21 protein-coding genes are annotated in these 24,378 nt (G+C 65.5%); 12 read left to right on the top strand and 9 right to left on the bottom strand.

What is annotated here, in order from left to right:
• Positions 1-13 precede the first annotated feature (13 nt).
• Complete coding sequence (locus tag ACFY5D_RS07250) at positions 14-2,341, bottom strand: DEAD/DEAH box helicase (RefSeq protein WP_387527013.1); 2,328 nt, start codon at positions 2,339-2,341, stop codon at positions 14-16.
• Positions 2,342-2,443: 102 nt separating this feature from the next.
• Positions 2,444-2,947: a GNAT family N-acetyltransferase gene (locus ACFY5D_RS07245; protein WP_387527010.1), complete on the bottom strand. Its 504-nt coding sequence runs from the start codon at positions 2,945-2,947 to the stop codon at positions 2,444-2,446.
• Positions 2,948-3,249: 302 nt separating this feature from the next.
• On the opposite strand from ACFY5D_RS07245, the gene ACFY5D_RS07240 reads away from it, so the two are divergent.
• Positions 3,250-4,170, top strand: a complete 921-nt coding sequence (locus ACFY5D_RS07240) for a rhodanese-related sulfurtransferase (protein ID WP_387527007.1) — start codon at positions 3,250-3,252, stop codon at positions 4,168-4,170.
• A gap of 149 nt (positions 4,171-4,319) precedes the next feature.
• On the opposite strand, the gene ACFY5D_RS07235 is transcribed toward ACFY5D_RS07240, so the two are convergent.
• Positions 4,320-5,918 (bottom strand): PucR family transcriptional regulator, encoded by a 1,599-nt coding sequence (locus ACFY5D_RS07235; protein ID WP_387527004.1) that lies wholly within the window; start codon positions 5,916-5,918, stop codon positions 4,320-4,322.
• Between the two features lie 256 nt (positions 5,919-6,174).
• On the opposite strand from ACFY5D_RS07235, the gene ACFY5D_RS07230 reads away from it, so the two are divergent.
• The 4 genes from ACFY5D_RS07230 (at position 6,175) to ACFY5D_RS07215 (ending at position 10,464) form a co-directional block, all read left to right on the top strand.
• Complete coding sequence (locus tag ACFY5D_RS07230; protein ID WP_387527001.1) at positions 6,175-6,375, top strand: hypothetical protein; 201 nt, start codon at positions 6,175-6,177, stop codon at positions 6,373-6,375.
• Between the two features lie 57 nt (positions 6,376-6,432).
• Complete coding sequence (locus ACFY5D_RS07225; RefSeq protein WP_387526998.1) at positions 6,433-7,866, top strand: purine-cytosine permease family protein; 1,434 nt, start codon at positions 6,433-6,435, stop codon at positions 7,864-7,866.
• Positions 7,867-7,872: 6 nt separating this feature from the next.
• Positions 7,873-8,886 (top strand): alcohol dehydrogenase catalytic domain-containing protein, encoded by a 1,014-nt coding sequence (locus ACFY5D_RS07220; protein ID WP_387526995.1) that lies wholly within the window; start codon positions 7,873-7,875, stop codon positions 8,884-8,886.
• Between the two features lie 66 nt (positions 8,887-8,952).
• Positions 8,953-10,464, top strand: coding sequence for an aldehyde dehydrogenase family protein (locus ACFY5D_RS07215; protein WP_387526992.1), 1,512 nt, complete (start codon positions 8,953-8,955; stop codon positions 10,462-10,464).
• Positions 10,465-10,637: 173 nt separating this feature from the next.
• On the opposite strand, the gene ACFY5D_RS07210 is transcribed toward ACFY5D_RS07215, so the two are convergent.
• From ACFY5D_RS07210 to ACFY5D_RS07200, 3 genes are all read right to left on the bottom strand, one after another.
• The gene (locus ACFY5D_RS07210; protein ID WP_387526990.1) at positions 10,638-11,438 is read right to left on the bottom strand and encodes a hypothetical protein; all 801 of its coding nucleotides are present in this window, start codon (positions 11,436-11,438) and stop codon (positions 10,638-10,640) included.
• Positions 11,435-12,103, bottom strand: coding sequence for a SatD family protein (locus ACFY5D_RS07205; protein WP_387526987.1), 669 nt, complete (start codon positions 12,101-12,103; stop codon positions 11,435-11,437). The genes ACFY5D_RS07210 and ACFY5D_RS07205 overlap by 4 nt, the downstream gene beginning before the upstream one ends.
• Positions 12,104-12,187: 84 nt before the next feature.
• Positions 12,188-12,760, bottom strand: a complete 573-nt coding sequence (locus ACFY5D_RS07200; protein WP_387526985.1) for a GNAT family N-acetyltransferase — start codon at positions 12,758-12,760, stop codon at positions 12,188-12,190.
• Positions 12,761-12,817: 57 nt separating this feature from the next.
• Here ACFY5D_RS07200 and ACFY5D_RS07195 point away from each other — a divergent pair, with 57 nt between their 5' ends.
• The 7 genes from ACFY5D_RS07195 to ACFY5D_RS07165 all read left to right on the top strand — a co-directional run bounded on the left by ACFY5D_RS07195 (position 12,818) and on the right by ACFY5D_RS07165 (position 21,349).
• Positions 12,818-14,434, top strand: coding sequence for a methyltransferase (locus ACFY5D_RS07195; protein WP_387526982.1), 1,617 nt, complete (start codon positions 12,818-12,820; stop codon positions 14,432-14,434).
• 11 nt (positions 14,435-14,445) lie between these two features.
• Positions 14,446-15,081 (top strand): ArsR/SmtB family transcription factor, encoded by a 636-nt coding sequence (locus ACFY5D_RS07190; protein WP_387526979.1) that lies wholly within the window; start codon positions 14,446-14,448, stop codon positions 15,079-15,081.
• Between the two features lie 143 nt (positions 15,082-15,224).
• Entirely contained in the window at positions 15,225-18,005 is a 2,781-nt protein-coding gene (gene topA / locus ACFY5D_RS07185) for a type I DNA topoisomerase (RefSeq protein ID WP_387526976.1), read from the top strand.
• Between the two features lie 43 nt (positions 18,006-18,048).
• A complete protein-coding gene (locus tag ACFY5D_RS07180; RefSeq protein WP_387526973.1) occupies positions 18,049-19,074 on the top strand; it encodes a Ppx/GppA family phosphatase in 1,026 nt (341 codons plus the stop codon).
• A 22-nt stretch (positions 19,075-19,096) separates the two neighbouring features.
• Positions 19,097-19,936, top strand: a complete 840-nt coding sequence (locus tag ACFY5D_RS07175) for a sugar phosphate isomerase/epimerase family protein (protein WP_387526970.1) — start codon at positions 19,097-19,099, stop codon at positions 19,934-19,936.
• A gap of 19 nt (positions 19,937-19,955) precedes the next feature.
• Positions 19,956-20,825, top strand: coding sequence for a pyrroline-5-carboxylate reductase (proC, locus tag ACFY5D_RS07170; RefSeq protein WP_387526967.1), 870 nt, complete (start codon positions 19,956-19,958; stop codon positions 20,823-20,825).
• Between the two features lie 110 nt (positions 20,826-20,935).
• Entirely contained in the window at positions 20,936-21,349 is a 414-nt protein-coding gene (locus tag ACFY5D_RS07165) for a hypothetical protein (RefSeq protein WP_387526964.1), read from the top strand.
• A 25-nt stretch (positions 21,350-21,374) separates the two neighbouring features.
• Here ACFY5D_RS07165 and ACFY5D_RS07160 read toward each other — a convergent pair whose 3' ends face one another.
• The 3 genes from ACFY5D_RS07160 to ACFY5D_RS07150 form a co-directional block, all read right to left on the bottom strand.
• On the bottom strand, positions 21,375-22,061 hold the full coding sequence (locus ACFY5D_RS07160; RefSeq protein ID WP_387526961.1) for a DUF2278 family protein: 687 nt from the start codon (positions 22,059-22,061) through the stop codon (positions 21,375-21,377).
• A 134-nt stretch (positions 22,062-22,195) separates the two neighbouring features.
• Positions 22,196-22,834 carry a potassium channel family protein gene (locus tag ACFY5D_RS07155; RefSeq protein WP_387527616.1) on the bottom strand — a complete coding sequence of 213 codons (639 nt, stop codon included), beginning with the start codon at positions 22,832-22,834 and terminating at the stop codon, positions 22,196-22,198.
• 25 nt (positions 22,835-22,859) lie between these two features.
• On the bottom strand, positions 22,860-24,293 hold the full coding sequence (locus ACFY5D_RS07150; RefSeq protein ID WP_387526958.1) for a TrkH family potassium uptake protein: 1,434 nt from the start codon (positions 24,291-24,293) through the stop codon (positions 22,860-22,862).
• Positions 24,294-24,378: the final 85 nt, after the last annotated feature.

Below are 24,378 nucleotides of genomic sequence, written 5' to 3'. Positions count from 1 at the left end.
GGCCGCGGGAGCCTCAGGCCGAGCGCGCCGCCTCGCTGAGGATGGCCGAGAGCAGTCGGATCGCGGCGTGCTTGTCCAGCGGGTTGTTCTTGTTCCCGCACTTGGGGGACTGGACGCAGGACGGGCACCCGCTGGCGCATTCGCAGGCAGCAATAGCATCCCGGGTGGCACCCAGCCAGGCCGTGGCCTTTTCGTATCCGCGTTCCACGAATCCGGCCCCGCCGGGGTGGCCGTCGTAGACGAAGATGGTGGGCATGGAGGTGTCCATGTGGAGCGCGGTGGAGACCCCGCCAATGTCCCAGCGATCGCTGGACGCGACCAGCGGCAGCAAGCCGATGGCCGCGTGTTCGGCGGCATGCAGTGCACCGGGGAATTCCTCGGGGGAGATGCCCGCGGCGATCAACCGCTTTTCGGGAATGGTGAACCACACCGACTTGGTGTGCAGGTCGCGGGCCTCCAAATCCAGCGGCTCCTCGCTGAGTATTTCGTTGCTCATGACCGATTTGCGCTGGAACGACACCACCTGCGTGGTGACCACCACGTCGCCGAAGTTTGCGGTGATCGGGCCCCACTGCACGCTTCGTTCGATGTCCTTGACCTCGACCGTGGTGATGTCGCGCGCCTGGGTGTAGAAGTCCGGGTTGGCCCGGGTCACCATGACGCAATGGTCCATTTCGTTCAGCTCGTCGACCACGTAGCTGGCACCCTGATGCACGTATATGGCGCCGGTGTGTGCCTGGTAGTGGGTCTGCGGCGAATCCATGGTTCCCAGGAGCGCACCGGTGTCGGATTCGATGATGCTCACGGGCCCGCCGCCGTCGGCGCGCAGGTTGACCATCGAGGCGGCATGTTCCGGATGCGTCCAGAACCAACCCGCCGGCCGACGACGCAGGAATCCGCGCGCGACCAGCGAGTCAAGCAATCCGTGGGCGGAGGGACCGAACGCCGCAAGGTCCTCGGGGCGCAACGGAAGCTCTTCGGCCGCCGCGCAGAGGTGGCCGGAAAGCACGTAGGGGTTTTCGGGGTCGAACACCGTCGCCTCGACGCCGGCTTCGAAGATGGCCTCTGGGTGGTTGACCAAATAGGTGTCCAGCGGGTCGTCGCTCGCCACGAGCACGGCCAAGGCGTCCTGTCCGGCGCGCCCCGCCCTGCCGATCTGTTGGAAGAACGAGGCCCTGGTGCCGGGCCAACCCGCCACCAACACTGCGTCGAGGCCCGCCACATCGATGCCAAGTTCGAGTGCCGAGGTTGATGCCACGCCCAGCAGCGTCCCGTTGCGCAATTGTTCCTCGAGCTCGCGACGCTCGGTAGGCAGGTAGCCGGAGCGGTAGGCCGCGACTCGATCGGGCAGCGAGGGGTGGACCTGGTCCACCATGCTGCGGGTGATCGTGGCGATGGTTTCGGCCCCCCGCCGAGACTTGATGAAGGCGAGCGTTCGCACGTGGGAGCAGACCAGGTTGGCGAGCAGGTTCGAGGTTTCGGCAACGACCGTGCGGCGGGTGGGAGCCCCGTTTTCACCGTGCAGATCCGTGAGCGGGGGTTCCCAGAGCGCGATCGTCAGTGCGCCCTTGGGCGAGAAATCGGTGGTGACTTCCTGTGCCGTGGCGCCGATGAGCTTGGAGAAGGACGCGGCGGGATCGGCGCTGGTGGCGGAGGCGCCGATGAAGACCGGATTCGCCCCGTAGTGTTCGCAGATCCTGCGCAGGCGGCGCAGCAGGTTGGCGATGTTCGATCCGAAGACACCGCGGTAGGAGTGCGCTTCGTCGATGATGACAAAGCGCAACCGGCGCAGGACCCTGGCCCACCAGGTGTGGTTCGGCAGGATGCCGAAGTGCAGCATGTCGGGATTGGAGAGGATGAAGTTTGCGTGGTCGCGGATCCAGCGTCGGGCGGAGACTTCCGTGTCGCCGTCGTAGCTGGCGGCCCGGACGCTTGAGAGGCCGAAACCCGTAATCGCGGAGAGCTGGTCCGCTGCCAGGGCCTTGGTGGGCGCCAGATAGAGCACGGTGCCGTCCTGGGGAATCAGGCTTGCCTGGTTTTCCAGGGACGAGGTGTGGATGGCGTTCAGGGCCGGCAACTGGTACGCCAATGACTTGCCCGAGGCCGTGCCGGTGGCGATGATCGTGTGTTCACCCCGGTGGGCAAGGTCCGCCGCCTGGACCTGGTGCAGCCACGGGGCGCTGACACCCGTGCGTTCAAAGACCTCGCGAACCTCCGGATGGACCCAGCCGGGCCACGGGCCGGTGACCGCTTCGCGGGCTTGGACGGTGCGGGAATGGAGCAGTGCCGAGGGCGTTGGCCCGTGGCCCAACAAGGCGATCTGTTCCGAATAAGCGTTCACCGAATCATTGTGGCATCCCGCGGCGACAGCCGCTGATTGGGTGACAAAAAAGTGGTGGGCCCTGCCAAGGCAAGACCCACCACCAAACGAAAATTTCTGCAGCTAGGCGTCTTGCTTGCCTTCGAAGAGGACGACGTTGCCCAGATTGGTCCAGCCAAGCGACTGGTAGAGCTTCTGGCCATCGACCGAGGCGATCAGCAGGCCTTCCTCGACGTCGTGCTCCAAGGCAAGGGAGACCAAGGCACGCATGATCAGGCTGCCCAGTCCGCGACGGCGGAAGTCCGGGGCGGTGATGATGCGGTCAAAGATCGCAAAACCCTCGACTGCGGACACGTGGCCGCTTGCGGCAACAACCTCGGGGTCGTCCACTGGGTGGATTGAGACATAGGCGTGGGTGTTGTCGCGTTCGATCTGGAAAGCGAACCCTTCCGCCGGACGCGGTTCCTCGACGTCGTGGCCACTCATCTCGGTGACCATGAGTACTTCTTCGGAATTGACCACGTTGAGTCCGGCAGCCTGGGCTGCTTCGATGAGCGAGGCGATTTCGTTCGCGAATGCCGTCAGTCGACGCTTCGGGTGCTTGTGCAGCGTCTCGGCAACAGCCACCAATTCTTCATTGGACGGCTCATAGATAACGTACTCCCAGTCACCGGAAGTATCGTGGCGCAGGGCGGCATGGACCCGACCCTCGTGTCGGTTCTCATAACCTCGTGCACCAGCCCAGCCGGTAACCCAAGTACCAATTAGTTCATCGCTTGCAGTAGATCCCATAGCTCGACCCTACCTCCTGAACAGGCCCGATGGGTTGCATTGAGGTGAACTGTTGCACGCTTGAAACACTCGAACGTCCCGGTGACGGTTGACACTTCGGATGCCTTAAATGGGATTTTGCACCTAGGCTTAACAGCGTGTCGCAGAACCGAATTGTCTTGTATTACGCCTTTACCCCACTCGCCGACCCCGAGGCCGTGCGCCTTTGGCAGCGAACGCTCCTAGAGAGGTGGGGTCTTCGCGGACGCATCATCATCTCCAAGGACGGCATCAACGGAACGGTCGGGGGCGAGATCTATGCCGTCAAGCAGTACGTCAAGGCCACCCGCGAGTACCCGGCATTCAAGAAGATGGATATCAAGTGGTCCGAGGGATCGGCCGAGGATTTCCCGCGTATTTCCGTGAAGGTCCGCGATGAAATCGTGTCTTTCGGTGCCCCCGGCGAGCTGAAGGTCGACGACAACGGCGTGCTCGGCGGCGGCATGCACCTCAAGCCCGAGGCCCTGCACGAACTGGTTGAGGCGAAGAAGGCCGCCGGCCAGGAGGTCCACTTCTTCGACGGCCGAAACGCCTTCGAGGCCCAGATCGGCAAGTTCAAGAACGCGATCGTTCCCGACGTCGAAACCACACACGACTTCATCGCCGAAATCGAATCCGGCAAATACGATGACATGAAGAACCAGCCTGTTGTGACATATTGCACAGGCGGAATTCGCTGTGAGGTGCTTTCGGCCCTCATGGTCAACCGCGGCTTCACCGAGGTCTACCAGATGCAGGGCGGCATCGTCCGCTACGGGGAGACCTTCGGCGACAAGGGCCTCTGGGAAGGCTCGCTGTATGTCTTCGACAAGCGCATGCACATGGAGTTCAGCGACGACGCCGTGACCATCGGCAAGTGCGTTGGCTGCGAGGCGCCAACCAACAAGTTTGAGAACTGCTCGAACCTTTCCTGCCGGAACCTGCGTCTGTTCTGCGCGGACTGCGCATCCAAGGACGAACTGCGTCGTTGCCCCGATTGCGTCAGGTCTGTCGAGGCCCTTGAAAGCGCCAACCTGTAGCGGCACACCACGAACAGACAGTACGACCCGCCCGAAAACCTGGTTCGGGCGGGTCGTACTGCATTTGCGGGGAACTTCCCTGGTTGGCACGCGGTTGCCGACTGCGATTGCTGTTCGCCCGCGACCGGTTCCCGGTGCGCGGCAGGGGACTACCCCCGGACACCCAGCCGGTAAAGCGTGACGGCAAGGTGCAGGGACGTCATGGTGTCTGCATCGGTCAGCTCGCGGCCCAGCACCTTTTCGATCCTGCGCAGCCGGGCGTAGACACTCGGCCGGCTCAGATGCAGCGCCCGGGACAACTCCGCGATGCTGCCGTTGGTCTGGAGGTAGGTCTCGATGAAGTCCATGTACTCCGGCTCGTCCAGGAAGGGCGCGAGTTGGTCGTGCACGTAGGTGTGGCTTTCCTCCACGTCCAGCAGCCGCTGCATGAGCCAGCGGAAGCCGAGGTCGCTGGCGCGGTGGTACGGGGCCCCGGAATGATCCATGGTCGACGCCGAGTGCGCCACGCGGCAGGCCTCGTCCAGTCCCTTCAAGGCGGTGCGTCCCAGCTCCGGGCTCGCCGTTCCCACACCCATCGTCCAGGAGCGGTCGTTGCCGTCGGCGCCGAGCACCGGGCCGATGCTTCCGTGGACGACCGACAGGGCCGCCTCGACATCGGCCGCCGCGGGCAGGCAAAGGACGATGCCCACCCCGTTCGCACCGGAATCGCAGGCGAACGCCGGGTACCGGGAACCGCGAAGCGTGTCCTGCAGTTTCGCGGTAATGGCTGCCAGATCCGGGCCTGCCGGCACCGACGTGGCGCTGCCGCGCTGCCTGAAGTTGATGGCGATGGGCACGAACAGGTCGACGGATGCCACGCCCAGCATCGCCGCGTGCAGCACGATTTCCTTTTCGCTTCGGATTTCGCCCGAGCGAACTTTCTTGACCATGGTTGAGAGCGACTCCTGCCGGGTCAATGCCAAGTCGGCGGAGCCGTTGGGCAGCAATCCGCCAAAGGCCGCACCAACTTTCTCCATGCGCAGGGAGGCGCGCGGGTTCCCGGCTCCCAAGGTGGAGACAATCTGCCCCAGCTTCCGGCCATGGCCGATGACGGGGTAGACCAACCAGGTCTCGTCGCCGACGACACGGACACCGCTTCCGAATCCCTTCGAAACGGCGGGTACCTGGATGAATCGCCGCATCTGCTCCGGATCCAGGCCTTGGTGGATGACGACCGTGGACAGAGAGTCCTCGAGGACAAGGGGTGCATCGAGCATGTCTGCTATTGAGCAGAACAGTTCCCTCGGCTCCAGATGCGAGGCGGATGCGGATGAAAGAAAATTCGATACCGCATCCAAGCCGCTCAACCCCCTGGCGGCGGAGTAGATGAGTCGATGCACGGTCTCGGTGATATCCACAAAGCGGACCCGGTCATCAAGCAGGACGACGGGAATCTCCGCCGTTTCGGCGGCGAATTCCAGGCACTTCTTGACCTCGGGCGCATCGGAAAGGAAAGAGAAAATCACCCCGGCGGCCCCTGCTGCGGCCAAGCCGTCCAGAAAGTCCCGGGTGGCCTCCGGAGATGCCGTCAAGGACAGGCCTGAACTGAGAATCAGTTCCCCGCCCTCCAGGAGTCCGGACAAATCCGCGGACTCCGTGACGTGGATGCTGCGTACCGGGGTATCAAGGAGTCGTGCCTGGCCAAGAACCCGGGGATGTCCGTCGCTGACCGCCGTAACCCCTAGAACTCGGCGAATCGTTAGGGTCATTTACAAAGTGTAACAGCGGCAAAATCGAGCTGATTACAGTATTGATGTTGTGCGGATCACATGGTGGCACCACGATGGAAATGTGACTTGCAGAACACGAGTTGGTCGAGGCTGCAGCCTTGAGAACCGTTGAATCTGGATGCCTCACCAAGTTCCCGATGGCCCACAAGTGCGTGGATGCCGCTGCCCATAAATCTTGTTGGGTGATCGAACTTGTTCTTGGTTTCCAGGCGAAAAAGCGAAGGAATGGCGAGAAATGAACGAAACAAGCGAAGAAGTTGAAGGGGCCGGAGATGAGCTGGATCTCGCGGGCTTTGAAGCCGAACGTGACAGGGTGTGCACCTACTTCGCCGAGCGCGAAGGCACTCGGCAGCCCGGGCAGCTCACCAAAGCCGAGTACATCTTGGTGGGCGTCTTGCTCGTCGTGACATATGCCTTGGTCCTGATTTATCAGTAAGCAACCTTCACTGCCCAAAACCCCTGGTTGGGGGGTACCGATCACAGAGGATTCGCAATGGACTACACCATTGAAGCAGAACGAGGAAGGGCCCCGTTGCCGCCATCGAAGCGGCTGTGGGGATTCTGGGAATACACGTGGGCCAATGCGGCGCTCGCGATTGCCACGTGGGGCTTTCTCATCGGAGGATCGCTGGCACTCGTTGTCGACGTGAAGGGCGGCCTCGTCGCCATCATCCTGGGAAACGTCTTGGGCGTCCTCTTGGTGGGGCTTGCCGTATCGGTCAGCGCCGGCAAGTACGGAACCGAGCAATACACGTTCATGCGCAGCGTATTCGGCCACAACGGCAGCCGGGTGATCTACACGGTGGCAATGATCCTGCTGACGGTCGGTTGGCTGGTGGTCCTGGGGACCATGTTCGGCCGCTCGATCGACTCCGCGATTAGTGTCGTCAGCGACCGGGAACCGGATCCGAACGCACCGTACATCTACGTCATCACCATCATTGCCATCGCGCTGACGGCCTACATCGTGGCCAAGGGTCCGACCTCCATCAAGCTGTTCAACGTCATCGTTGCCCCCGCCTTGATCCTGGTCATGGGCTTCATGATCTGGCTGTTCCTTTCGGATTCCTCGCTCGCGGATCTGCTTGCCCTGGAGGCGCTGGCCCGGCCGTTCGATTCGAACGCGGTGAACTTCATGATCGCCGTTGAAATCAACATCGCCGCCGGTTTCTCCTGGTGGCCGTACATCGGCAACCTGTCCCGCATCACCAAGAACGAACGCACGGCGTTCTGGCCCAACTTGATCGGGATCGGATTCGCCGCCAGCCTGGGTGAAGCCGTGGGACTCATCGGAGCCATCAAGTACGGGAACGCCGACCCGACGCAGTGGATGGCCGAAACCGGGGGACTGTGGCTGAGCGCCATTGTCCTGGTGTTCATCGCCTTCGCGAACATCACCAGCATGGCAAACATCCTCTACACGGCAGTCGTGGGACTGCGGCAAATGTTCGGAGCGCTGCTCAAGAACGTGTCATGGGAATGGCTCGTCTATGGATTCTGCATTGTCCCGGTGATTGTCATGTTTGCCATTCCGGGTCTCTACGACGGCTTCATGACGTTCCTGGTGTGGACCGCGGCCATCTACAGCGCCCTGACCGGAATCATGCTTGTCGACTACTTCTTCCTGCGCCGGCAGCGCGTGGACCTCAAGCAACTCTTCATCGAAGACAAGTCGTCGGTCTACTACTTCACCGGCGGCTACAACATCGCGGCGATGGCGGCAACGGTGATCGGCATTGCGATCTTCACCGTCACCTTCAACCCGCTGAGTTTTGAACACACAGGATATTTCCAATACACCACTGCCTCGCTGCTCGCAGCCGTCGCAGCCGGGCTCATCTACTGGGCAATGTCCGCACTAATCGTTGTACCCCGTGGCCTGGGCGGTTACCCGACCTCCCGCGCCAAAACCCTCACAAGGAGCTGAATTACGATGACTGAAACCATGCTGGCCGCCTACTTCACCGAAGACAACAGCCCCCTGGAAATCCGCGAGAGCGCCATTCCGCAGCCGGGCAAGGGCGAGGTCCTAATCAAGATGGAAAGCTGCGGAGTCTGCCACACGGACGTGCACTTCTGGAAGGGCGAGGACGAGCTTCCGCGCCCGAAGCCGGCGATCCTGGGCCATGAAGGCGTCGGCTCGATCGTTGCCGTCGGCGACGGGGTGGAGCTGACTGCGGGAGAACGGGTCGGCGTCGGCTTCGTCTACTCCGCCTGCGGCAACTGCCGCGAATGCCGCAAGGGCCTGGAGACCTACTGCCAGAACAGCCAGGCCACGGGCGTCCACGTCGACGGGTGCTTTGCCCAGTACATCGTTGCCCCCGCCGACTGGGTCACCCACATCCCCGGAGAGCTCTCTTCCGAGGAAGCCTGCCCGCTGCTCTGCGCCGGCGTCACCGCCTTCAGCGCGGTGCGCAAGGCCAACATCGAGCCCGGCTCCGTCGTGGTCGTCTTCGGCCTCGGGGGCCTGGGGCAATACGCGATCCAGTTCGCCAAGCTCTTCGGCGCCAAGGTCGTCGGCATCGACCTGGACCCCAAGAAGCTGGAAACCGCAAAGCGCCTGGGTGCCCACGCCGCCTACGCACCGGGCGAGGAAGCCGAAAAGGCGATCCACGAACTGGGTGGCGCCGATGCCCTCCTGAGCTTCGCGCCCTCGCCGCAGGTGTTCCGGAACATGTTCACCCTGGCAGCCCCGACCGCCCGATTCATCCAGGTTGCACTGCCGAACAACCCGTTCACGTTCAAGGCAGCGGAACTGATCGACCTGGGCATCACCATCATCGGCAGCGCCGACGGCACCCGACTGGAACGCGACCAGGTCATGCAGCTGGCCAAGGACGGCCTGGTGCACTCGAACGTCGAAACGATGGAATTCGGCAACATCAACGAGGCATTCCGCCGCTTGGATGCGGGGGATGCCGACGGCCGCCTCGTGGTCCAGTTTTAGGCCCTTCAAATACAAGACGCCGCACAGGCACCATCTTTTCCAACACAACACCGAGAGGGACTTCAGATGAGCATCGACATCGCTGAAACCTACTTTGACACCTACCAGGTTCCGGCCTCGGTACGCAGCTTCCTGGCAAGGTCACACAAACTGTTTATCGACGGAGACTGGGTGGATTCCTCCGACGGCGCCACGGTGCCCGTCACCGAACCATCGACCACCCAAACGATCTCCAACATTGCCAGCGCCACCGTGGCCGACCTGGACAAGGCCGTTGCGGCCGCCCGCCGCGAATTCGACGGCGGCTCCTGGAGCCGGTTCACCCCGCTGGAACGCGAGAGCCTGCTGCACAAGCTTGCCGACTTGATCGAGGCCAACACCGCTGAACTGTCGGTGCTTGAATCCATCGACGTGGGCAAGCCGTTGGCCGAGGCCGAGATGGACATCCAGGGCACCATCGACACGTACCGCTACTTTGCCGGCTGGGCGTCAAAGATCTCCGGCCGCAGCGGCGAAGCCGCGGGTCTTCCCGGGGACTACGTCACCTACACCCGCAAGGAACCGGTGGGTGTTGTGGGTGTCATCGTCCCGTGGAACTTCCCGCTGCAGACCCTGGCCTGGAAGCTGGGCGCCGCCCTGGCCGCAGGATGCACCACCGTGGTCAAGCCGCCGGAAATCACCTCGCTGACGACCCTTCGCTTTGCCGAGCTGGCCAGCGAGGCCGGCATTCCAGGTGGCGTCATCAACATCCTGACCGGCAAGGGATCCACTGTCGGCGCGGCCCTGGCCGGGCACAAGGGAATCGACAAGGTCACTTTCACCGGTTCAACGCCCACGGGCAAGTCGGTGGGCCATGCGGCGCTTGAAAACATGACCCGGATGACCCTCGAGCTCGGCGGCAAGTCCCCGGTCCTGGTCTTCGCCGATTCGGACCTGGACAAGGCCGTTGAAGAGGTCGCCCTGGGCATCTTCTTCAACGCGGGACAGATCTGCGACGCAGGATCCCGCCTGTACGTGGAGGACGCAATCTACGACGAGTTCATGGGAAAGCTGGTCGAGAACGCCAAGAGCTGGGTCATTGGCCCGGGACTCGATCCGGAAAGCACCATCGGCCCGGTCGTCTCCGAAAGCCAGTGCAACTCCGTGATGGGCTACATCCAAACCGGAATCGACGAGGGCGCCACGCTCCTGTGCGGCGGCAAGCGGCTGGACAGAACCGGCTACTTCATTGAGCCGACCATCTTCGGCGACTGCAACAACCAGATGACAATCGTGCAGGAAGAGATCTTTGGCCCGGTGCTGGTGGCACAGCGATTCACCACCGAGGAGCAGGCCGTCGAACTGGCAAACGACAACCAGTACGGCCTGGCCGCAACTATCTACTCGCAGAACCTGAACCGTGTGCACCGCCTGTCAAAGGTGCTCAAGGCCGGCTCCGTCTACGTCAACGCGCAGAGTTCCATCGACCCGGCGATGCCCTTCGGCGGGTTCAAGAACTCGGGCTTCGGCCGGGACCTGGGACCGGAACAGCTGGACTCCGTGACGGAGACCAAGACCGTTTGGATCACGCTCTCATAGGCGGTTCCGAGAACTTGGTTTCACCGGCGAGCGACGACACGGACGTGACGATGCCGCCGATGAGTGGCTGAGTCCCCCGGTTCCCTCCCGCGACAAGCGGTGTCGCCCCGACGATGTCGGGGCGACACCGCTTGTTCGTGTGTGGGGCACCGGCCCGAAAGCACTGTGCGGGGCTAGCCGGAGATGCGGATGAGTCCGACCCCCAGCAGGGACAAGCCCCAGCTGAACAGGCTGCCCACCAGGAAGTATTCCGCCTTCGAGCCGGTGGCCCCGTCGTTGGAGATTTCGGGGAAGCGAACGATTCCCTTGGCCGCGATCAGCGCCGCGACAATGGTGAACATGCCTGCAAGCGTCAAGGTGAGCAGACCGAGCCGCTCCAGCGGGCCGATGAGCCTGCCGCCGCGAAGGTCCGGCAACGGCACGGGGGCCTCGCCCCGGACTCCCCGCCGGCGGATGCTGCCCGGACGCAGGGCGCTGCGCACCACGATGTTCGAGCTCTCGATGAGGAACAGCCCCACGCCGATGGTGACGAGGATGGTCGACAGCGGAATCTCGCGGATCCACTCCGGTGCCACCGTGCCGTGCCAGGCGGCGGCGGGGGTGCCGGCGGCCGGATCCGTGGTGTCAAGGACGGCGAAGGCGAGGGTCCCCAGCAGCAGCCCAAGCGCAGGCCAAAGGCGCAGCGGGGCGGCCGCGTCCTCGCGGCTGGTGGTGGTGGCCAGCCAGCCCGCGGCCAGGATCGTGGCGGCGAGGGCCCACCACCATTCCAGGCCCAGCAACCACATGGAAGCGCCCAACATGATCGCCCAGAAGGCACCAATCACCAGGACCATCGTTCGTTTGCCGCGTACGTCCAAGACCCGGCAGGACAGCAAGGGCGTGCCGGCGTCTTCGCCCGTGTACCAGTCGCGCACCAGTGACCTGGTCAGGTCCGCGATGCCGACCATGGCCAGCAGGAGTGCCGCGGAGATCATCGCTGCACCCGGGTGCGGGGCTCCGGAGCCGTGTCGAGCAGTTCCATGGCTGCGATCAGCGTGCCGGCACCCGAGTTTTTCAGCGCCTGGGAAACCGCGGACTGGGTGACACCCTCCGCGCGGGCGATGGAGCTCTGGGTCTGGCCCAGGAGCAGCCCGGAAGCGTAGCGGCGGGTTTTGGGGTTCAGCGAGGAGATCAGCTGGTCGCGGGTCAGCAGGTACGCGTTGGTGACGGCAGTTTGTTCGTCACCTGCACCGGAGCTCTGGAACCAGGAACGCAGCGTGGGGTTCCTTGCCTTTTCGCGCTGCCTTGCTTCATCGATGGCAGCCCGGGCCGCCCACCATCCGGATCCGTCCTGGATGCGAGCGGCGGAAATCGAAGAGACCGGCTGGATGGATCCACGGCCGATGCCGAATCGGCAGTCGATGTCCGCGGGCAGGCTCAGCCGCAGCAGGGTTGTCGCGCACAAGGCCTCGTGCAGCGTTGGATAGACCGCCTGGAACTCGTCGCCGACGGTGGCCTGCCATGGTTGGAGAGCGGGCAGCTGCCGTTCGACCACCGCACAGACGGACTCGATGGCGGCCTGGGCCGACTCTCGGTCCGCGAGCTTTCTCGAGTCCACGATGTCCATGATGACCGGGAAGACGACATCAATCGATCTCATGGGACGAGCATACGACTAATACCTACCTGAATATAAGCATTTTGCTAATAATTAGGTGGGTATCGGCCGTCGACCTATTGGCGGTTAGCCCGCCGGCCACATCCCCGCGGTTCCGTCGCCCGGAACCAGTTTTTCGGTCTCTGTGTGGAACGCGCTGAGGCCGCGCGCCTCGTAGTTGGCGATCGCGGCGGGGCCGTCAAGGGAACACGTGTGCACCCAGACGCGTGTCACCGGTGCGAAACCTTCACAACGGGTATCGAGATCCCACGCGCGGGCGATGCCCTCGGTGAGCAATGCCCCGCCCAGCCCCTGGCCGATGCACTGCGGGAAAAGGCCGAAGTACATGATTTCAACCTCGGTGCCCGCGCCGGCGGGACGGGCCAGCAGCTCCACGTAGCCGCCGGGCGCACCGTTGACATAGAGCACGTGGGTCTCGGCCCCCGGCGTGCGCAACAACGCATCCCACTGGCTGCGGGTCAGCGTGAGCCGGTCCGCCCAGTTCCATTCGCTGCCCACCCCCTGGTAGAGGAACTTGCTGAACTCCGGGGTGATCTCCCGCGCCAATTCGATCCGGGCGTGGGCCGGCAACGGGCGCGAGGACGGAACCAGCGCCGAAGCGGAGAGCTGCTGCAAATGCGTGGTGGTGACCTCAATCATGGAATCCATTTTAGGTTCTTTCCATCTGGCCTTTCCCGGCTGGATAGACTTGTGGGCGTGACTTCCACCGCAAACTACGCCCACGTTCCCGACGCCCCGCGCAGCGACGACCTGCAACTCCTGGCGGCATTCGCCCACGACCTGGAGCGCGGGCAGTTCGCCCACGAGGCAATCATCGAGTTCCTGGGCGAGGTGGCCCACGAAGCACTCATGAGGGACCAGCTGATCCCGGCATTGCGCCTGATCGGTTCGCTGCAGCGGCCAACGGTCCTGGGCACCATGCTCGGACTGTTCATGCTGGGCAGCGAGGCCGCCGAAGCCGACATCGCCGAGGCCTTCCCGTCGCTTGGCCTGGCCGGCCTGGTTGAGCTGGGGCTGCTCGAGGCCGCTCCGGGAGCCATCGGAAGATGGCATGCACGCGTGGACTTGCGCCCGCACGCCTCCGACGCGGACGCGGAGATCTGGGTGGCCAGCGACCTCGGCGCACACCAGCGCCCCGGCGTGCTGCGCCACGACCACGTGCTGGGCATCGGGCAGGCGTCGCTGACGCTGGCCCAAACCACCATCCGCCCGCGGGTGGACACCGCGCTGGACCTGGGAACCGGTTGCGGGATCCAGGTCTTCCACCTGCTCTCGCACGTGCGCCGTGTCGTCGCCACCGACATCTCCGAACGCGCCCTGGGCTTCACCCGCTTCAACCTGCTGCTCAACCACCGGGCGCTGGAGATCGATCCGGCGAACCTCGAGGACCGGGTGCAGCTGCGCCTGGGCAGCCTGCTGGAACCGGTGGCGGGGGAGACGTTCGACCTGGTCGTTTCAAACCCCCCGTTTGTCATCACCCCGCGCCGGGCCGGCGAGAACGCGGACGACCGCTTCACCTACCGCGACGGCGGAATGCCCGGCGACACCCTGGTGGCAACGCTGGTGCGGGACCTGCCCGGCATCCTGGCCCCCGGCGGAACCGCGCAGATGCTTGCAAACTGGGAAATCACGGAGCCTGCAGATGCCGAGGTCGGGCTCGAATGGAGCGCCGGGCCACGCTCCTGGCTCCCGGAGAACACCGAGGCCTGGTTCATCCAGCGCGAATCGGTCAGCCCCACGCAGTATGCCGAAACCTGGCTGCGCGATGCCTCGCAGTCCCGTGACCAACGGGCCTTCGCGGAACAGTACGGCGCGTACCTTGAGGATTTCGCCTCCCGCCACGTCGCCGCCATCGGCTTCGGCATGGTGTGGCTGCGCCGCCCGGCCGATGTGTCGAAGCAGCCGGTGGGCCGGCTGTTCGAGGAAATCACCTACCCGATCGAACAACCCATTGGCCCTTACCTGGGCCGCGCCATCGAAACCGCCGACGCCCTGGACCTCGAAACCCTGGGGGATGAGCACCTGCTCGTTGCCGAGGACGTCACCGAGGAGCGCCACCAGCGCCCGGGTGCAGAACACCCGGGGGTGATCCTCCTTCGGCAGGGAGCGGGCCTGCGCCGCACCGAACTCATGGACACCGCCCTGGCCGGGTTCGTCTCGGCCTGCGACGGTGATTTGAGCGTCTCGGCCCTGGTCGGGGCGCTTGATTCGCTGCTCGGCGACGGGGACCCGGAATTTACCGCGCGACTTAATGAAGGGGTAATACGACTTATTAAGCGGGGCTTTCTGTTGGAGATGCGAAACAACCGCTAAAGTTTTTTCACATGAGCCAGAACACCTCCGGGAACGACGCGGCAAAAATCGCGTCGCTCACCCACATGCCCGCCAAAACGGTGACGATTAGCGACCCCCAAGCCATTCGTGCACTCGCTCATGAAGCGCGGCTTACCGTACTTGAGGAGCTTTTCGCGTCACAGTCGACGCGAACCGCCACCGAGCTTGCCTCGCGCTGCAACCTCACGCCCAGCGCCATGAGCTACCACCTGCGTGCCTTGGAGAAATACGGCTACGTCATCCGGGCCGCCAACGAGGGCGACGGACGCGAGCGCCGCTGGAAGGCGGCCGGCGACGAGCTGGTGCTCGGATCGCTTGCCGACTCGGCCTCGGCCAAGAACGCCTACCTGAACGTGCAACTCAACGCGTTCAGGGACCGGCTCTCGGCGGAGATCACCCGCCGTGACAAAGAACGCATCGCGGGCATCGTGCCGGATCCGGACCGCGCCCCGATGCTCACCACCGGCATGGTCTTCCTGTCGGAGAAGCACCGCAAGGAATTCATCGCACGGGTCTATGACCTGCTCTATGAATACGAGGCGAAGGCCGAACCCGAGGAACGCGGGGTCGACGGGGAGCGCCTCTACTACATGCTTTCCTTCCTGCCGGAAATCCGGGAAGAATAACCCGCCGCAGGGCCCGCACCGACCGGAAACGCACTCGCTTTCCGGCGGGCACTTGCCTAGGTTTGCCAGAATGCGGCTAACCTAGAGCAGGGAATGTGCTGTGCGCCCACTTTGGTGCACCACTGGTTGCTAATAGGAGTACTGTGCCCGCCAAGGCCAAAGAAAAGACCGGAAAAAAACTCGTTATCGTGGAGTCCCCGGCAAAAAGCAAGTCCATCGCCAAGTATTTGGGTGAGGGCTTTGAAGTCGACGCCTCGGTGGGACACATCCGGGATTTGCCGCAGCCTTCGGAGCTGCCGGCGGAACTGAAAAAGACTTCGCTGGGCAAGTTCGCTGTCGACATCGACAACGACTTTGAGCCGTACTACGTGGTCTACCCGGACAAGAAGAAGCGTGTCGCCGAGCTGAAGGCCAAGCTTAAAGACGCCGACGCCCTCTATCTCGCAACCGATGCGGACCGCGAAGGCGAAGCCATCGCGTGGCACCTCCTCCAGGTGCTCAAGCCCAAGGTCCCGGTCTACCGCATGGCCTTCACCGAAATCACCCAAGAGGGCATCAACCGTGCCATGGAGAACATCCGGGAACTGGACACCGACCTCGTCGATGCCCAGGAAACCCGCCGTGTGCTCGACCGCCTCTACGGCTACGAGATTTCCCCGGTGCTTTGGCGCAAGGTGGCCCGCGGCCTGTCCGCCGGCCGCGTGCAGTCCGTGGCAACCCGCCTGGTCGTCGAGCGCGAACGCGAACGCATGGCCTTCCGCAGCGCCTCCTACTGGGACCTGACCGGTACCTTCTCGACGGCCAACGGCGAGACCTTCGGCGCGAAGCTCTCTTCCGTCGACGGCGCCCGCGTGGCGACAGGTCGCGATTTCTCCGATCGCGGCGAATTGAAGACCCCCAAGTCCGGTGCCGTCGCGCACCTTGACGAGGCCAAGGCCTCCGCGCTTGCCGCCGGCCTCGCAGACGTCGACTTCGCCGTCACGAACGTCGACGAGAAGCCGTACACCCGCCGCCCGGCCGCCCCCTTCACCACCTCGACGCTGCAGCAGGAAGCTTCCCGCAAGCTGCGTTGGAGCTCCAAGTCGACCATGCAGGTTGCCCAGCGCCTGTATGAAAACGGCTACATCACCTACATGCGTACCGACTCGGTGTTCCTCTCCAACGAGGCAGTGAACGCGGCGCGCAAGCAGGCCGCCGAACTGTACGGAACCGAATCGGTGCCGGACAAGCCGCGCGTCTACAAGGCCAAGAGCGGCGCCGCGCAGGAGGCCCACGAGGCCATCCGCCCCGCCGGCGACTCCTTCCGCCGCCCGGCCACCGTGCGCGCCCAGCTTTCGGCCGACGAGTTCCGCCTGTACGAGCTGATCTGGAAGCGCACCGTCGCCTCCCAGATGTCCGACGCGAAGGGCTTCACCGCCACCATCAAGCTGGCCGGCACGGCAACCACGGGCCAGGTCGCGGAATTCTCCGCCTCCGGCACCGTGATCACCTTCCGGGGCTTCATGGCAGCCTACGAGGAGGGCCGCGACGCGGCCCGCGAGGCCGAGGCAGCGGAAGCCGCCGAGGAAGCGCGCCTGCCGCAGCTGAAGGTCGCCGACCCGCTGGCCGGAACCGGCGTCGAGGCCATCGGTCACACGACCACCCCGCCGGCGCGCTACACCGAAGCCTCGATCGTCGCAGAGCTGGAGGCCCGCGAAATCGGCCGCCCGTCCACGTTCGCCCCGACGATCTCCACCATCATGGACCGCGGCTACGTGACCAAGCGCGGCGGTGCCCTGGTGCCAAGCTGGATCGCGTTCTCGGTCGTGCGCCTCCTGGAGGAGCACTTCGCCAAGTACGTCGACTACGACTTCACCGCGCGCCTGGAGGACGACCTCGACGAGATCGCCCACGGCCAGCGCGGCCGCAGCGCCTGGCTGAAGGACTTCTACTTCGGCTCGGAGGAATCCGGCGAGCCCGGCCTGCAGTCCGTCGTGGAGAACCTGGGCGACATCGACGCCCGCGCCATCAACTCCATCGAGATCGCCCCGGGCATCGTGCTGCGTGTGGGCAAGTTCGGCCCGTACCTGGAAAAGCCGCTGCCGGCAGACGCCCCGGAGGGTACCGAGCCTCAGCGTGCCAACGTGCCCGAGGACCTGGCGCCCGACGAGCTGACCGCCGAAAAGGCCATCGAGCTCATGGAGAACCAGGGCCCGTCCGAGCGAGTGCTCGGCGTTGACCCGGAGACCGGCCGCACCATCGTGGCCAAGGACGGGCGCTACGGCGCCTACGTCACCGAGGTCATCGTGGAGCCGACCGCCGAGGAACTCGCGGCCCTGCCGGTCGAGTACTACAAGAACGGCAAGCCGAAGCCGCCGAAGAAGCCGACCAAGGCCAAGCCGCGCACCGGTTCGCTGTTCAAGTCGATGACCGTGGAAACCGTCACCCTCGAGGACGCGCTCAAGCTGATTTCGCTGCCGCGCGTGCTGGGCACCGACGCCGAGGGCGAAGAGATCACCGTTCAGAACGGCCGCTTCGGACCGTACCTGAAAAAGGGCAGCGACTCGCGCTCCATCGGCAGCGAAGAGGAGATCTTCACGATCACCCTCGAGCAGGCGCTGGAGATCTATTCGACGCCCAAGGTCCGTGGCGCCCGCGCCGCGGTGCCGCCGCTGGCCGAGTTCGGCCTGGACCCGGTCTCCGAGAAGAAGATCGTGGTCAAGGAGGGACGCTTCGGTGCCTACATCACCGATGGCGTCACCAACATCACGATCCCGCGCGACACCACCCTTGAGGAGCTGACCCGCGAGCGCGCCATCGAGCTGCTGGCGGACAAGCGCGCCAAGGGCCCGGTGAAGCGCAAGACCGCGACGACGACCGCCAAGAAGGCGCCGGCCAAGAAGGCCCCCGCCAAAAAGGCAGCCGCCGCCAAGACGAGCAAGTAGCCGCGCCTTCAGGCGCGGCTGAACACAAGGCGAGGGGCACACCATGAGGCTGGGCGTACTGGATATCGGGTCGAACACGGTTCACCTACTGCTGGTTGACGCGTACCCGGGCGCCCGCCCGGTGCCCTTCGCCTCGCACAAGCGGCCGCTGTCGCTGGTGCAGTTCCTGGACGAGAACGGGGCCATCAACGAGGCCGGGCAGGCCGAGCTGCTGGACTTCGTGCACGAGGCCGCGCAGTTCGCGACCAACCACCACGCGGAGGACCTGCTGGCCTTCTGCACCTCGGCCATCCGCGAGTCGGCCAACGGCGAGGAAGTGCTCGAGCGCGTCGTGGCCGAAACCGGCGTGCGGCTGACCGAGCTGACCGGCGAGCAGGAAGCCGGCATGACGTACTACGCGGTGCGCCGCTGGTTCGGCTGGAGCTCGGACGCCATCCTGAACCTCGACATGGGCGGCGGCTCCTTCGAGATGGCCCTGGGCCAGGACGAGTTCCCGACCCTTGCGCACTCGGTGCCGTTGGGCGCCGGCCGGCTGACCCGCGAGTGGCTGCCGCATGACCCGCCCTCCATCAAGGAGGTCAAGGCCCTGCGCAACCACGTGCGCGAGACGCTGGCGGATCCCGTCGCGGAGCTGCGCCAGTTCGGCAAGCCCACGCTTGTCACCGGCACCTCGAAGACCTTCAGGTCGCTGGCCCGGATCACGGGCGCGGCCCCCAGCGCCGACGGCCCCTACGTCAAGCGCGTGTTGCGTGCCGATTCGCTGAAGCTCTGGACCAACCGGCTGACCGCCATGAACTGGGAGGACCGCGCCGAGCTTCCCGGGGTTTCGGCGATCCGCGCCCCGCAGCTGCTGGCCGGCGCGATCGTCGCCCTCGAGGCCATGAGCGCCCTGAAGGTCAAGTCCCTGCGCATCTGCCCGTGGGCGCTGCGCGAAGGTTTGATGCTGCGCCGCTTTGAGCACGTCCTTTTTGACTCCAGCGCCCCACTCAGTAGTAGCGTGGGAGTCGGAGAGGTAGCACTGGGCAAATCCTCGGTGATTTCGATGTCCCAGGGCAGCAACGTTCGTTAGCCAAAGATAAGGGGCCAGGTCCATGGTCGAGTCCAGCAACAACAGCAATGCCCCCATCCCCGTTGCCCTCTCGAGCGCCTCGGTCTACCCGCTGAACGTTCACGATGCCTTCGCCGTCTCCCACGACCTGGGCTACGACGGGATCGAGGTGCTGGTCACCGGAAACCAGATCTCGCAGGACGCCGCCCAGCTCAACCGCCTGGCCGAACGCTACGAGCAGCCCATCATGGCCATCCACGCGCCCACGCTGCTGCTGACCCAGCAGGTGTGGGGGACCGCCTGGAACAAGATCGAGGCCTCCGCGGCGATGGCCGTGGAGGTGGGCTGCGACGTGGTCGTCGCGCACCCGCCCTTCCGCTGGCAGGGGACCTACGCCACGGAATTCGCCAGTGGCATCCGCCGGATCATGGAGCAGTACGGCGTGAAGATCGCCGTGGAAAACATGTACCCGTGGCGCGCCCGCGGCCGCGAGGCCAAGATGTACCTGCCGCACTGGAACCCGGTCCCGGAGCCCTACGAGTTCGTCACCTGGGACTTCTCCCACTCGGCGATCGCCGACATGGACTCCGCGGTGGCCTTCCGCGACCTGGGCCAAAGGCTGAGTCACGTGCACCTGTGCGACGGCAAGGACAACGGCAAGGACGAGCACCTGGTGCCAGGGCTCGGCACCCAGCCGGTCGTCGAGGCCATCGAGTTCCTGCGCGATTCGCAGTGGGACGGCGTTGTTGCCGTCGAGGTCTCCACCCGCAAGGCCCGCGGCGCGGGGGAGCGCGAGGCATGGCTGGGGGAGACCCTGGAGTTCGCCCGCAGGCACCTGGCGCCCGTCGTCAAGCCGGCAGAGGCCGGCACCCACTCGATCTAGATCGCGCGCCCGTGACAGAATGGGCCATATGACTTTTGCGCCTGATTCCGCAGCCCTGACCGAACGCAAGCTCGCCTTCCTTGGCACCGGTTCGATGAACGGGGCGGTGCTGCGCGGCATCATCGCCTCCGGCCACAACCCGCAGGCCGTGAACGCCACCGTCCGCTCCGACGCCCGGGCCGAGGCCCTGCGCGCGGACACCGGCGTGAACGTGCTGATCGCCGCCGAGAACCCCGAGGCCAACAAGCACGCGGTGGCCGGTGCCGACATCGTGTTCCTCGGCGTCAAGCCGGTGGGCATCCAGGCCCTGTGCGACGAGATCAGGGATTCGCTCTCCCCGCAGGCAGTGGTGGTCTCCGTGGCCGCAGCCATCACCATCGACATGATGGCCTCCCACCTGAACACGGGGCAGCCGATCGTGCGCTCCATGCCCAACACCCCGCTCATGGTCGGTGCGGGCGCCGTCGGCCTGAGCGCCGGGCCGACCGTCACCGAGGAATCGCTGGCCGAGGTGGTCCAGCTGCTCTCCGGCTCCGGCATCGTGCACGTAGTTCCCGAGTCCCAGCAGAACGCCGTCTCGGCGATCAGCGGCTCCGGCCCGGCCTACGCGTTCTACCTGGTCGAGGCCATGGCCAAGGCCGGCGTCGAGCTGGGCCTGGACCCGGCCCTGGCCATGGACCTGGCACGCGCCACGGTCTCCGGCGCGGGCAAGATGCTTGCCGACCCGCAGGCTGACCCGGCCGCCATGCGCCGGGCCGTGACCAGCCCCAACGGCACCACCGAACGCGCCATCGCGACCTTCGACGCCGAGGGCCTGCCGCAGATCATGGCGCACGCCACCGCGGCGGCCGCCGCGCGCGCCGCGCAGATCAGCAGCGAACTGGCCTGATTCCCGCGGGCCCGCGGCCTCGGCCTGGGATGGTGGGCATGACGCAAACGACCCGCGCCTGCTAGGCCCACTCCACCGCCAGGATCCGGTCCCTGGCCCTCACCGGTGCCGTGCTGTCGCTGGCCTTCGTGGTGTCATCCATGCTGTCCGGCTGCTCCGCGGAGGAGCAGGCGGGCGTCGTCGTTTCCACGTCCGAGGCCGGGTATTCCGGGGTAGTCAGCACGGAAGCGGGGCGCGGAAATTCTGCGGCCGTCCGGCTGACGGGCTCGCTTGTCCTGGGCCCCGGAGGATGCTTCGAGGTCCTCGACGAAACGGGGACCTCGAACCGGCTGGTAGTTCCGGCCGGCTCCACCGTCGTCGACGGGGACGTGCCGTCCCTGTGCATCGGCAACACCACCTACAACGCCGGCGACAACGTGGACTTGGGCGGCAGCTTCGTGCCCCTGAACACGGCCGCGCTGAAGGTCTCCGGGGCCTGCGCCCTGGAACACGAACCGTTCACGGTCCACTCCACCGCACCCTGAGGCCGCGGGGCCGCACCCGCGGGCTTCAGGGCAGCGGCCGCCCGTTGGCGTCGGTCCTGTCCGCCTGGGTCGAGAACTTGTTGAAGAATCCCCGCCAGCATCCGTTCTCGAGCTGGATGATCGTCGCGCCGTCCTGCCAGATGCCGTTTTCGGCGGCGAACTGGGAAGCCACCGGGTCGCCCTGGTTCTGGTGGATGTTGTGCACGCCCAGATCGCCTCCGCTGAATGGCTCCCCGAAGACCAGCACCTTCCGGGCGCGGGCGACCAGCGGTTCGAGGTCCGCCAGCGCGTCGGTGCTGACCCCCGACTTCCATGGAAGTTCCAGGAACGGCAGGCGGGGCGGGAGGGGGATGCGGTGCCAGGGAAACGGGAGCGCCGGAAGCCGCCGGGGACACAGGGCCGGGAGCCGCAGCCGCAGCCTCCGGTTGCGGATCACGTCCAGCGCCCCGGATTCGGGATCCGACGCCAGGGGGTGCCAGCCCTCGCCCAGCGCGTCGACGCCCTTGAGCGCCGAGGGGCACAGCGCCACGACCCGCCACTGCACCCCGTTGGGCACTTGGTGGCTGTCCACGTCGATGGCGCAGTGGAACGTCCCGGAGGGCGTGGCGACCAGGAGGTTCGCGTGGAAATACTGCCCGTAGTCGTTGACGGGATCCCGGTAGTAGCGCTCGCGCGTCCCGACCAGCACCCCGTAACCGTTGGTCAACCCCATGGCAGAACCCGGCCTTCCGCCCGATGGCGACGGCGGACGCGTCCGCGCCGGGCAGCCGCAGGATCGCCCGCCCCGGCGCATGGCGGCCGGGTGAGGCGATGGTACGCCCGGGGTTTTCCGGCGTCAATGCCGGGTCAGGGCCGGGCGGCGAAGCGTTCGAGCAGGTCCACGTGCCCGGAGACGATCAGCACGTCGCGCCGGGTGACCTTGGTGTCCGGCTGCGCGTAGGTGAAGTCCTCGCCCGGGGACTTCACGCCCACCACCGTGACGCCGTACTTGGAACGCACCTGGGACTCGCCGAGCGTGAAGCCCTGGGTCTCCTTCGGCGGGTACATCTTCACGATCGCGAACCCGTCGTCGAACTCGATGAAGTCGAGCATGCGGCCGCCCACCAGGTGCGCGGCGCGGACGCCGGCGTCGGCCTCCGGGTAGATCACGTGGTTCGCGCCGATGCGGGTGAGGATCTTGCCGTGCGAGGGCGTGATGGCCTTGACCCACAGGTGCTCGATGCCCAGGTCCACCAGGTTCACGGTGATCAGCACGGAGGACTCGATCGAGGTGCCGACGCCGACCACCGCGGAGGAGAAGTCCTGGGCGCCGAGCTGGCGCAGCGCGTCGATGTTGGTGGCGTCGGCCTCCACCACGTGGGTGAGGATCGAGGCCCACTTCTGGACCAGTTCCTGGTTGCGCTCGATGGCCAGCACTTCGCGTCCCTGGCGGACCAGCTGCTCGGCCACGGCCGCGCCGAACCGGCCCAGGCCAATGACCAGCACCGGGGCGTTGTGGTCGGACTTTTTCTCAGCCAATGATCGGCCTCTCTTCGGGGAAGTGGTACAGCTGGTTTCGCTGGCGCAACGTCAGGGCCGCGGCCAGGGTGATGGTGCCGATGCGTCCGGCAAACATCAGGGCGGAGAGGACGTACTTGCCGCTCGGCGGCAGCTCGCCGGACAGATTGGTGCTCAACCCCACAGTGGCGAAGGCGGAAATCGTCTCGAAGAGCGCCCTTTCCAGCGACGTGCCGCTGATGACCAGCAGTGCGGCGGTGGCCAGCGAGACCAGCGTCGCGCCGAGCACGATCACCGAGATCGCCACGCGCATGGTGCCTTCCGGGATGCGCCGGCCGAAGGCGCGGACGTCGGTGTCGCCCCGGGCCTCGGCAAAGATCGCCAGGAACATCACGGCGATGGTGGTGACCTTGATGCCGCCGGCCGTGGAGGCGGAGCCGCCGCCTGCGAACATGAGCGCGTCGGTGAGCAGCATCGTCACCTGGTTCATCTCGTTCATGTCCACCAGGTTGAAGCCGCCTGATCGCGTCATCACGGAGGCGAACACCGAGTGGATGACTTTGTCCCCGGTGCTCATGCTGCCGATCGTGGCGGGGTTGGACCATTCGGCCAGCCCCCAGAGCAGCGAGCCCGCGGCGAACAGGATCGAGGTGACCAGCAGGGTGAGCTTGGTGTGCAGCGTCCACTTCTTGGTGTTGAAGCGGTGGGCGATCAGGATCATCACCACCGGGAAGCCCAGCGAGCCGAGGAACACGCCGAGCATCAGCGGGACCAGGATCCACAGGTCGGTCTCGTAGGGCACCAGGCCGTCGGAGTGCGGGGTGAATCCGGCGTTGTTGTAGGCGGAGATCGAGTAGAAGATGCCGTGCCAGAGCGCCTGGCCGAAGGGTTCGCCGAGGATCAGGAAGCGCGGGGTCAGCATGAGCGCCAGCAGCACCTCGATGGCCACCGAGGTGGTGATGACGATGCGCAGCAGCGCACCGACCTCGCCCAGCGTGGAGGCGGCCGAGGTGTTCATGGAGTTCTGCGCCATGAGCTTGCCGCGCACGCCGAGGCGCTTGGAGACGGCCAGGGAAAGCACCGAGGCGAGGGTCAGGATGCCCAAGCCGCCGACGAAGACGCCGATGATCATGACCAGCTGGCCGAAGAACGACCAGTGGGTCGCCGTCGAAACCACCGTGAGCCCGGTGACGCACACGGCGGAGACCGCGGTGAACAGGGCGTCGTGCAGCGGCGTGTGCTGGCCGCTGGCGGTGGCCGCGGGGAGCGAGAGCAGCGAGGTGAAGATCGCGATGACCAGCGCAAAGGTGAAGAGCGCCAGGCGCGCGGGGGAGCGGACGGTGAACTCGGCGGTGGCCCTCCGCCATTGGTCCAGGCGCGTACGCCATCGAGCCGGGGCGGCGGCGTGTTGCCGTCCCGCGGACTCGAAGGAGGGAATGTTTCCCATGGTGTGGCGCGGCTCCCGGTCTTCGGAAAAAACGAGGTGCGGGCGATCTTTCCCGCAACACCCCACAATAAACCATGAGGTCGCG

It is taken from the genome of Paeniglutamicibacter sp. NPDC012692 (genome assembly GCF_042901625.1).
In the GTDB taxonomy this organism is placed as follows: Bacteria; Actinomycetota; Actinomycetes; order Actinomycetales; family Micrococcaceae; genus Paeniglutamicibacter.
The sequence above is the reverse complement of the archived record's forward strand: the minus strand, read 5'-3'. Positions and strand labels throughout refer to the sequence as shown.